The sequence below is a fragment of the Psychrosphaera sp. genome, assembly GCF_982872775.1.
Genome location: NZ_CEYNSH010000014.1, coordinates 5,996 through 15,311 on the forward strand (window position 1 = coordinate 5,996; position 9,316 = coordinate 15,311).

Annotated in this window: 12 protein-coding genes; 4 read left to right on the top strand and 8 right to left on the bottom strand. The window is 40.7% G+C overall.

Annotated features, from left to right (window positions below; translation table 11 throughout):
- Positions 1–644 (top strand): DUF3466 family protein (locus tag AC4E96_RS05935; protein WP_490255184.1); only part of this gene is annotated, 644 nt, incomplete at its 5' end.
- 169 nt (positions 645–813) lie between these two features.
- The gene (rmf, locus tag AC4E96_RS05940; protein WP_488033062.1) at positions 814–987 is read left to right on the top strand and encodes a ribosome modulation factor; all 174 of its coding nucleotides are present in this window, start codon (positions 814–816) and stop codon (positions 985–987) included.
- A 142-nt stretch (positions 988–1,129) separates the two neighbouring features.
- Here the strand turns inward: rmf and fabA are convergent, their stop codons facing one another.
- Positions 1,130–1,645, bottom strand: a complete 516-nt coding sequence (fabA, locus tag AC4E96_RS05945; protein WP_488033063.1) for a bifunctional 3-hydroxydecanoyl-ACP dehydratase/trans-2-decenoyl-ACP isomerase — start codon at positions 1,643–1,645, stop codon at positions 1,130–1,132.
- A 122-nt stretch (positions 1,646–1,767) separates the two neighbouring features.
- On the opposite strand from fabA, the gene AC4E96_RS05950 reads away from it, so the two are divergent.
- The gene (locus AC4E96_RS05950; protein WP_488033064.1) at positions 1,768–2,007 is read left to right on the top strand and encodes a hypothetical protein; all 240 of its coding nucleotides are present in this window, start codon (positions 1,768–1,770) and stop codon (positions 2,005–2,007) included.
- Positions 2,008–2,032: 25 nt separating this feature from the next.
- Here AC4E96_RS05950 and AC4E96_RS05955 read toward each other — a convergent pair whose 3' ends face one another.
- Both AC4E96_RS05955 and queC read right to left on the bottom strand, forming a co-directional pair.
- The gene (locus AC4E96_RS05955) at positions 2,033–2,788 is read right to left on the bottom strand and encodes a DNA-J related domain-containing protein (protein WP_490255185.1); all 756 of its coding nucleotides are present in this window, start codon (positions 2,786–2,788) and stop codon (positions 2,033–2,035) included.
- Between the two features lie 7 nt (positions 2,789–2,795).
- Positions 2,796–3,455, bottom strand: coding sequence for a 7-cyano-7-deazaguanine synthase QueC (gene queC / locus AC4E96_RS05960; RefSeq protein ID WP_488033066.1), 660 nt, complete (start codon positions 3,453–3,455; stop codon positions 2,796–2,798).
- A gap of 120 nt (positions 3,456–3,575) precedes the next feature.
- Between queC and queE the strand changes: the two genes are divergently transcribed.
- Positions 3,576–4,250 carry a 7-carboxy-7-deazaguanine synthase QueE gene (gene queE, locus AC4E96_RS05965; RefSeq protein WP_490255186.1) on the top strand — a complete coding sequence of 225 codons (675 nt, stop codon included), beginning with the start codon at positions 3,576–3,578 and terminating at the stop codon, positions 4,248–4,250.
- 126 nt (positions 4,251–4,376) lie between these two features.
- Here the strand turns inward: queE and trpA are convergent, their stop codons facing one another.
- The 5 genes from trpA to AC4E96_RS05990 form a co-directional block, all read right to left on the bottom strand.
- A complete protein-coding gene (gene trpA, locus AC4E96_RS05970) occupies positions 4,377–5,189 on the bottom strand; it encodes a tryptophan synthase subunit alpha (protein WP_490255187.1) in 813 nt (270 codons plus the stop codon).
- Complete coding sequence (gene trpB / locus AC4E96_RS05975) at positions 5,189–6,418, bottom strand: tryptophan synthase subunit beta (RefSeq protein WP_490255188.1); 1,230 nt, start codon at positions 6,416–6,418, stop codon at positions 5,189–5,191. Before trpB ends, trpA begins: the two co-directional genes overlap by 1 nt.
- Before the next feature lie 8 nt (positions 6,419–6,426).
- Positions 6,427–7,995: a bifunctional indole-3-glycerol-phosphate synthase TrpC/phosphoribosylanthranilate isomerase TrpF gene (gene trpCF / locus AC4E96_RS05980; RefSeq protein ID WP_490255189.1), complete on the bottom strand. Its 1,569-nt coding sequence runs from the start codon at positions 7,993–7,995 to the stop codon at positions 6,427–6,429.
- Positions 7,996–8,013: 18 nt separating this feature from the next.
- Positions 8,014–9,033, bottom strand: a complete 1,020-nt coding sequence (gene trpD / locus AC4E96_RS05985) for an anthranilate phosphoribosyltransferase (RefSeq protein ID WP_488033071.1) — start codon at positions 9,031–9,033, stop codon at positions 8,014–8,016.
- A gap of 1 nt (position 9,034) precedes the next feature.
- On the bottom strand, positions 9,035–9,316 hold a 282-nt coding region (locus AC4E96_RS05990), incomplete at its 5' end, for a glutamine amidotransferase-related protein (protein ID WP_490255190.1).

Here is a 9,316-nt window from a genome sequence, read left to right on the forward strand (position 1 = left end):
TGTTTAAGAACGGTAAGACGCAACAACTCATTAAAGATAACGAAGATTTTTTGAGTGGTTATGCTCAAGATATAAATAATAACGGTGTCGTTGTAGGTTATTTACGAGAGTGGCGAGAGTCTAAAAACAAGTTTTTTGTTTATGATACCAACACTAATGAATTATCGACGCCAACTACGTTTTACAAGTCAGCTGGAAGCTCTGCACAAGCAATAAATGACAAAGGATGGGTTGTCGGCGTCGCTGAATACGAGCTTACAACGTCTTCGCAACGCAGAAAACATGCCTTCATGTATAACATCGAATCAGAGGCTTTTTTTGATTTAAACGATTTAATTGGTTGTAACTCAGATTATGAGATTGTTGAAGTCGCCGACATCAACAGTAATAATCAAATCAGTGCGACAGCCATTAAAGAGACCGTTGCGATTGATGAGCGTGGTGAGCAAATCGAAGATGATGATGGCAATAAAGTGATGACAACCACGACAGTATCTGTACTGCTTAACCCATTATCTGGTGGCGAAATTGAACAGTGCGAAGATATTGAGAATCCTCCGTATGAACGCCAAGGAATGTCGTTGCCAGTATGGCTGATTGCATCGCTTTCATTCTTTGCTGTTATTAGAAGACGCTTTATATAACCTTTGAGTCTATTAAAAAAGCCCCTGTCTATCAGGGGCTTACTTTTTTTTACCGTTTTGTTTCAAAATAACGGTTGATCATCCCTCTGTAATTTACTATTCATATAACTACGGTGTTTCGGATTAGTTTTCGAGAGCCGGTTTTTGACTATAAAAAGAGGATCTGCCTATGAAAAGACAAAAACGTGACCGCTTGGACAGAGCACATTCACAAGGATACAAAGCAGGTATTTTAGGACGTTCGAAAGAAGTATGCCCATATCATTCTCAAGATTCTAAATCACAATGGCTCGGAGGTTATCGAGAGGCCATTGGAGATAAAAACCTCGGACTTTATAAATAATCCATACAACCAAAAAAGCTCGCCACTGGCGAGCTTTCTAGTTTATTGGCCAAAGTTTTTAATAAAGAGCATGGCAATTGCCACTGTTCATTAATAAATCTTTATAACTTTAGCTAGGTTTTTTATCTAAAGCCATGTGAAATTAGAAGCTAGACGTGTCAGTAAATAATCCAACTTTAAGATCTTTAGCTTCATAGATTACTTTACCGTCTACCTCAACCGTACCATCGGCAAGCCCCATGAACAATTTGCGCTTGATAACTCGTTTTAGGTTGATACGGTAAGTGACTTTTTTAGCGGTTGGTAAGATTTGACCAGTGAACTTAACTTCACCGACACCTAGTGCACGACCTTTACCTGGACCACCTGACCAGCCTAAGAAAAAGCCGACTAGCTGCCACATTGCATCTAAACCTAAACACCCTGGCATAACCGGATCTTCTTTAAAATGACATGCGAAAAACCAAAGATCAGGGTTAATGTCTAACTCTGCTACGATTTGTCCTTTACCAAATTCACCACCATCCTCTGTAATAGAAACGATGCGGTCCATCATTAACATATTGTCAGATGGAAGTCGGCTATTACCCGGGCCAAATAACTCGCCATTTCCACATGCAATTAAATCGTTTTTATCGTAACTGTTTTTCTGTATCATTTTGTTAGCGCTTATATTTTGATTAAAATTTGTAAGTCGCTAATTTAGCGTACACTTGTACGCTAAACAACTCTGAACAGTGAAAAACTATTTAGTTAAAAACTAATTCTTTGGAAAATTACATGCCGTTAACGAACGCTGAAAAACAAAAACGATATCGCGAACGCAAAGCCAATCAAGGAAAGAAAGAAGTCCGTGGCTATTTAACGGAACCCGCTCAGGAAGTGCTCAATGAAATAAGGGAACAAACCGGTTGGGACGACAGTACAATATTATCTAATGCTTTGAGGCTAACCTACGCAGCGCAAAAATGTGGGCAGGTAAAATTATTGAATAGCTGGTTACTTAAAAATAATAAATAGCCGGGTGTTTTGTCTGCAGTAAGGGTTAAACAATGTTGATTAAGATGTGATAGGCCTTAGTCACTTCTTTAAAGCGTTCGGTGCTGCCGCCTTTGTCTGGGTGCGACTTGTTCGCTTGTTTTTTGTAAGCCATTTTTATTAAACGAGTTTGGACCTTGAGCTCCTGACTTGCCGCTTTCCACTCTTCTTTAGAGACCTTTAATATCGTTAACGCCCACTTTATAGCCTCCGTATCTTTGCTGTTTCTTATCGAGCTCTCTTGTCGGCTATAACGGCGCCAAAATGAAGTCAATAGTTCCTCTACTTGCGCTGAACTCGCGGCGTTAAAATTCTCCCAGTTTAAGTAATATTCACTTAACTTTTGTTGGGCTTGGGTTTCATCTGAATAGAGCTGGTTTTTAGTTATTAAGGCGACAGGCCCTTCATTGTGTTTTGGAGATTGGTTATTTGAGGGTATATTTGCCAGTATAACTAGCTTAATACCAAGTGTATGAATCTCTAGGTCTAATTGATTTGACTCATTGAATGTTTTTTTTAAGTTATATAAACGATTAAAAAGAATAAAATGGACTTGAAATAAGTCGAGTGGGTCGGTTAATTGTGACTCGGCAAAAATACAATAAGGAGCTTGTTGAAGCTTTTTGATCAATTCATATTCTGAAACGGGAGTGGTCGTCAACACATCTATCAAGGCCAAATCGAGTTGGCTAAACCGTTCAGAAGCCGACTCTTGACTAATTTCATCCTCTAGCCTCGATAGTGCATTGTTTACTTGTTTCACAATATAATTATGACTCGTATTTGAGAGGGTCGGCAACGTTGTTTTTGGCAAATGCCTCTAAGCGCTCTTCACACGCTCCGCATTTACCACATGCCTGTTCTCTTCCATTATAACAAGTCCACGTATCCGTGTAATCAAGTCCCATCTGCAGACCATCTGCAAGGATTTCAATTTTATCATTGTTTAGGTACGGGACGACAATCTCAATAGGTTCGTAATTAGCAATTGCCGCTACGTCTTGCATTTTTTGAACGAACTCAGGGCGACAGTCTGGATAAATCGCATGATCACCAGAATGAGCACCATAAAACACTTTTGTAGCTTCAAGTGACACCGCGTAACCAATTGCTAATGACAATAGGATCATGTTTCGGTTAGGTACTACCGTTGATTTCATATTGTCGTCTTCATAGTGTCCTTCAGGGACGTCGATATCGTCGGTCAAAGATGAGCCTGCAATTATTGAGTTAATCGCGCTGATATCGACAATTTTGTGCGGAACGCCAAGCTTCTCACATACACGCTTTGCATACTCCACTTCTTTAACGTGACGTTGTCCATAGTTAAAAGTAAGTGCGTGAACGTCAAAGCCTTGTTGAATTGCTCTATTTAGAACGGTAAATGAATCCATTCCCCCTGAATATATAACAACGACTTTCTGAGTCATAACTGGGCCTTTTAAAGACTCACCGTTTGATGAGTTTTTTGATATAATTTTCGATTCCGCGATTTTAATCGAATTTGTATTCATTAAAAAGATGAATGTAGGTAATAGTTTAGGTTGACCATGACAAAATACAAATTAAATGAATTTTTCGAAACCATCCAGGGAGAGGGCCAGTACACGGGGACTGCTTCGATTTTTCTTCGCTTACAAGGTTGTCCGGTTGGTTGTTCATGGTGCGATACCAAACACACATGGTCAGATAATTCAGAAGATGAAATTCCAGTCATTCAAATACCAAGTAAGACTGATGAAGATGAGCGTTGGGGCTCAGCAACTGCAGAACAAGTCTTAGAGTTGATACGCAAACAAGGGTTTCGTTCTAAACATGTTGTTATTACTGGCGGTGAACCAGCCATGTATAACCTAAACCCACTTTGTGATTTATTACACGAGCACGGATATTCAACACAAATAGAAACCAGCGGTACTTTCGAAATCCAAGTGCCAAAGGGAACATGGGTTACTGTTTCTCCTAAAATAAAAATGGCTGGCGGTTATGAAGTGTTGGCTTCCAGCATGTCACGTGCTAACGAGATAAAGCACCCAATTGCAAGACAAGTACACGTAGAGGACTTAGAGGAGTTGTTAGAAAAGGCTCCTGTTAAACCAGGCACGCTTATTTATTTACAGCCGATCAGCCAAAAGGTGAGCGCGACTAAATTAGCGATTGAGACGTGTATGGAAAAGAACTGGCGTTTGTCTGTTCAAGTCCACAAATACATTGGTATTGCATAAGACGTTAGGTTATTAAAGTTTATTAGATAAAGGCCTCTTAAAACGAGGCCTTTTATTTAGGGGACAGTTTATATTGTTTCACGCAAAGTTTGTTTCTTGCGTGAAGACGCGTAACAGCGCTTTCTGTTAGGGGGCTTTTTGCGTTGCCGCTTTCATTGACGAAATAAATGAATCGAGCGCACTTAATAAACCGGCTTGATCGTCAACATTTTCTTCGATGATGTTGACGACTGCTGAACCTGAAATGGCACCAGCTGCACCTGCTTTTAATGCTTGTGATACTTGTTCTGGAGCAGAGATACCAAAACCAAGTACCGGTGGTGCCGCATGATATTCCTTTAGTTTATTCACCATAACTTCCGGTGGCATACTTGCTTTAGTCTCTGCGCCTGTGACACCAGCACGACTCAATAAATACGTATAACCGCGTGAATAGGATGCAACCGCACGCAAAGTCTCGTCACTCACTGAAGGTGGTACAATAAACACGGGTTCTACGCCAGCGTTTTTGGCAGCTAACCTGAATGGTTTGCTTTCTCTAATGGGCACATCAGCAACTAGGATGGAATCAACACCCGCGTCGTAACAACTTTGGTAAAAGCTCTCAATACCTTTTGCGATGATAAGGTTACTATATAACAGTAATCCAATAGGTGTATCTGGAAACTCAGATCTCACTCGTTTAATTAGATCTAAGCAGTCTTCGGTTGTGATTGGATTATTTAACGCACGAATATTGGCTTTTTGAATCGTAGGGCCGTCTGCAATTGGATCTGAAAACGGAAGGCCCAATTCCAACGCATCTGCACCAGATTTAATCAGTTGACAGATGATCTCATAACTTCTCTCTATGCTTGGATCGCCAATCGTGACAAAAGGGATGAACGCACCTTGATTGTCGGCCGATAACTGTTTAAACATTGCATCATAGCGGCTCATTATAGTGCTCCTTGTTGTTTGCTTTTTTCCGTTAAAACCTCATGAACATGGGTAAGATCTTTGTCACCACGGCCTGATAGGTTTACCAACAGTACTTGTTCCTTTTCTGGCTCAGCTTCCGCTAGCTTGATTGCATAGGCTAGGGCATGGCTAGACTCCACTGCAGGAATAATTCCTTCACGTTTCGCTAATAGCTGGAAGGCATCTAACGCATCATCATCATCAATTGCCACGTAGTCAGCACGACCAGTGTGCATCAAATGTGCGTGTTGTGGACCTACCGCCGGATAATCTAAACCAGCTGAAATTGAGTAGCTTTCTTCAATTTGACCATCTGGGTTTTGCATAATGTGCGTAAAGGCACCATGTAATATCCCTGTTGAATCAATACCTTCTTTGATAACGGCAAGCGCAGCACCGTGCTCACCAGTTTTTATACCTTTACCGCCTGGCTCAACACCAATAAGCTCTACACCTTCTTCTTTAATAAAGTCGTTAAACATGCCGATAGCATTAGAGCCACCACCGACGCAAGCTATCACCTTATCTGGTAATTGACCTTCGGCTGCAAGGATTTGTTGTTTGGCTTCTTCGCCTATCATTTTTTGGAAATCTCTAACAATCGTTGGGAATGGGTGTGGTCCAGCCGCAGTGCCTAATAGGTAATGGCTATCTTCATAAGTAGAAGCCCAATCACGCATAGCTTCATTCACCGCATCTTTCAGGGTACCTGACCCAGAATTTACCGGTATCACTTCAGCACCCATCAGTCTCATTCTAAATACGTTTGGCTGTTGTCTGTCTATGTCTTTCGCACCCATATAAATTCGCGCTTCAAGACCAAGTAATGCACAAGCTAGCGCGGTAGCAACACCATGTTGACCTGCACCAGTTTCGGCTATAACACGAGACTTGCCCATTCGTTTTGTTAATAGTGCTTGGCCTAGAACCTGATTGGTTTTGTGGGCACCGCCGTGTAAAAGATCTTCACGTTTTAAATAAATTTTTGTTTTTGTTCCTGCCGTTAGGTTTTTACATAATGTTAACGGAGTAGGTCGGCCTGCATAGTCTTTTAACAGACCATTAAACTCGGCTAAAAACGCTTCGTCGTCCATCGCGTCAATATATGCTTGTTCTAATTGTTCCAGCGCGGGTACAAATAATTCTGGCACGAACATACCGCCAAACTTACCAAAATACGCAGGTAGGGACTTCGTTTTTGTACTCATGGTTTTCCTTAAGCCTCGTAGGGACCAAATAAAAAGTTAGAAATTTGTTTGATTTTTGTCGCTGATTTTTTACCAGCACTGTCTTCAACGCCCGAATTCAAATCAAAGCCTGATGCTAATTGTTGACGAGCACTGACGATATTTTCAGGAGACAAGCCACCAGCAAGAATGATTTCAGGAATATCAAACCGGTATGAGAGAGAAGCTAAGACGTTCCAATCAAAGGTTGTACCGGTACCACCAGATTGACCATTCGTTGATTTAGTATCTAGCACTATCTTGCTAATGATTTCTTTTGGCAAAGCATCTATCGCCGCTTCTAATTCAATGGCTACTTTGTTTTGGTCAGTCGTGTCGTTATGCGACGAATCATTACCAAAAGCTCTAATTCCAATGGCTTTCCATATCTCAATATGGCAATTAAGTTTTTGTAACTTGCTATGCAATTCTTCGATGTACTGTGTGTCTTCATTGCCGTGTAATTGAATAGCGGTGACACCAAGAGAACTCACATTTTTAACCAAATCGTTTATTTGTTGGTCTCGCGTTACCAAAACTAACTTAGGCATCCTTGGTGTTACACATACTTGACCTTGAATTGCTACGTCGTTGTTTAACAATTGTGAAGCTTCTTGGATAACAGATACTGCTTTATTCATGTCGATAAAACGTGGTGAGCCAACTACATTAATTAAACCAGCATACTCGATATTGTTTTTAGCCAACGTTACTAAGTCTTCTGCACGAGTAATTCCACACACTTTTGTTTTGCCGACTACTAATGATTGACAAGCAAGGTTTAGATTTGGTTCAGCCATCAAAGAACTACCAACTAAAAAGCCATCAGCAATCGATGATAACTGTGCTACGTGTTGATGAGTATAAATACCTGACTCACTGATGATCAGTGTATTCTCACGAAATTTAGGCTCAACTAGTGACTCGTATAACTCCACAAGCTTTGGTGTTTGATTTAAATCGGTCGAAAGGTCACGTAAATTACGATTATTAATACCTATAATGTTGGCCTGTAACTTTACCGCACGATGCATTTCTTCTTCATTACTGACCTCAGTAAGAATATCCATATCATATTGTTGGGCGACTTTGGCTAATGATTCATATGTCTCATCGTCCAAAACAGATAACATTAACAAAATGGCATCTGCACCATAAAATCGAGCCAAATAAACCTGGTACTCAGAGATGAAAAAATCTTTACAAAGTATTGGTTGAGGTAACAACTCCCTTACTTTAGGTAGTCGCTCAAAATCACCTTGAAAGTACTTTTCATCAGTAAGTACCGAAACACACGATGCGTATTGACGATAAGCTTGGCAAATTTCGTCTAAATCAAAATGGGTTCTGATCAATCCTTTAGAAGGGCTTGCTTTTTTAACCTCAAGAATGAAACTTGCACCATTATTTTGCTTGTCTTTTTTAAGTGCGTTGTAAAAACTACGAGTCGCTTTTTGTAATCCAGGTTCGATAGCGTAGAGAGGCATGTTGGCTTTTCTGCTCTCAACTTCTATACGCTTGTCGGCGACGATCCTTTCTAATACATTTGGGGTGCTCATTCGTTACTTCCTAGGCTTTTAACGGTTCGCTACTTCAACGAATTCTTGTAAAGTTTGTAATGCCTGACCCGATGAAAGTGCTTCTTCAACCATTTTAGCGGCACTCATAAGTGAGTCAGCTTCATCAATCAAGTAAAGCAATGGCGCAGTATTAATTATTACGGCCGCATTGTGTGCTGGTTCACCTTCACCAGCTAATATTTGACGAATAATGCTAGCGTTAAGTTTTGGTTGGCCACCAACTAAGTCTTTAATTGTGTATCTCACTTGACCAAAGTCTTCTGGCTTAATTTCGAACTCAGTAATTTCACCGTTTTTCAGTTGAACGACCTTTGTTACATCATGGACAGCTACTTCATCCATTCCCGATCCGTGAACGACCCAAGCACGTTTTTTTCCTAGTAACTTAAGCGACTCTGCCATTGGGCGGCAAAGATCCGGGTCGTACACTCCGATAATGTTGGTTTCACACTTGGCTGGATTTACTAAAGGACCTAGTGCATTAAAAATAGTACGAGTTCGCAATGCTTGGCGTACTGGCATAGCGTGTTTGATACCTTTGTGATAATGAGGCGCCATCAAAAAGGTTAAATTGGTCTCCACTAAACATTCTTTAGCACGTTCCGGAGTCATTTCTAATGGAATACCTAGCTCAGAAAGTACATCTGCCGAACCGGTACTCGATGATACTTTTCGATTGCCGTGTTTGGCCATTTTAATACCCATGCTTGCAGCCACGATGGCCGACGTCGTACTAATATTAATTGTGTTAGTTCCATCACCGCCCGTACCGCAATTGTCGACCGTTTCAAAGTCTAACTCTGGGAATGGTAAAGCATTGTCTGCTAATGCTTGGGCCGCACCGGCAATTTCTTCAGGTGTTTCACCACGTACTTTTAAAGCGCTTAGCAGTGCAGATAACGCGATGTCGTCCATTTCACCTTTTACAACATCTGTAAAAAGTTTGTATGTTTGTTGTTTCGTTAGCGACTTATTTGTCATCGCCAGGTGAATTAAATCAAGTTGTACTGTATTCATATTACTGGTCGCTTTTTAATAAATAGTTAATGCTTTGTTGTAATAGAGTAGTTCCATCTGTCGTTAACACTGACTCAGGATGAAATTGAAACCCTAGCACTTTATCTGTTTCGCTTATGATAGCCATAGGCGTTGAATTATATTCGCCAATGACCGTTAGCTCTCTAGGTAAATAGGTGGCGGCTAAACTATGGTAACGAGCCACTGTTAATGGTCTTGGTAAATTGTTAAAAATAGGGTGGTCATTGATGGTTATTCTAGATGATTTTCCATGCACTGTTTG